The organism is Streptomyces sp. NPDC046122 (assembly GCF_056429965.1).
In genome coordinates this window covers 1-1,153 of record NZ_JBWKLQ010000049.1, presented here as the reverse complement: position 1 = coordinate 1,153, position 1,153 = coordinate 1, and the positions used below count along the sequence as shown (strand labels likewise).

Annotated in this window: 1 pseudogene; it reads left to right on the top strand. The window is 67.8% G+C overall.

Going from position 1 to position 1,153, the window contains the following annotated elements:
- Positions 1-1,153 (top strand): annotated as a pseudogene (locus AC07FK_RS34095) (cell division protein FtsK); the annotation flags it as partial.

The following is a 1,153-nucleotide window of genomic DNA, read 5'->3' as shown; positions in this document are numbered from 1 at the left end:
CGCCGGGCATCACGACCTACAAGCGCAAGCCGATCCTGCCGAGCTGGCTGCTGTCGAAGCCCGGGTTCGTCTCCACCACCCAGCGGGCGGCCAGCAACGCGTTCTACGCCACTGCGTTCCACGGCATCCGCACCCCCTGGTACGCCTTGCAGCTCGGGTTGAACGCCCCCCGTGGCGCGGCCCGTCTGGTCCGCGAGACCAACCGGTGGGTGTGGGACGCCGAAGCGGCCCCGCTGCGGGCGTACGAGGTGTTCCACGAGAACACGGCCGAGTACCTGAAGCTGACGCGTCAGCGGGACGCACGTGTGCGGCTGCGGGTGTTCGTCACCACGGTGGCGCTCGTCTTCGGCAGCGCGATCGCGCTGACCCTGTACGTCATGGCTCCCGGCTGGCTGGCGGTGCTGGCGTCGGCTGCGGTGCTGATGTGCGGGTTCTGGGGTTCACCGCAGGATCAGCCGGTGATCGGGCCTGCGGTGCTGAAGACCGAGCTTCAGAAGCTCACGGGGCCGATCGTGCTGCGGGCTTTGGACAACATCGGCAACGTGAAGCTGTCGGCCGCCATCAAGAAGGGCGGTGATATGAACGGGATGCGCTTCACCTCCGAGATCACCCGCGACGGGCCCGGTTACCGTGCCGATCTCGACCTTCCCTGGGGTGTCACCCCGGAGGACATCATGGAGGCCCGCAAGCCGCTCGCCTCCGGTCTGCGGCGCAAGGTCGGCTGCGTCTGGCCCTCGGCCGACCCCAGCGAGCATGAGGGGCGGCTGATCCTGTGGGTGGGCGACAAGCCCATGAACGAGACCACCAAGCCCGAGTGGCCTCTGCTGAAGTCCGGCAGCGTGGACCTGTTCAAGCCGGTCGTCTTCGGCAATGACCAGCGCATGAGCGACGTGACCGTGACCCTGATGTTCGCCTCCGTGGTCGTCGGCTCCATCCCGCGCATGGGCAAGACGTTCCTGATGCGCCTGTTCCTGCTCATCGCAGCCCTCGACCCGCGCGCCGAGCTGTACGCGTTCGACTTCAAGGGAACCGGCGACTTCGGCGCCCTGGAGCCGGTCTGCCACCGCTACCGGGCCGGGGAGGAAGACGAAGACATCCTCTACACCCTTCACGCCCTGCGGGAGCTGAAGGAGGAGCTGCGCAGGCGGGCGAA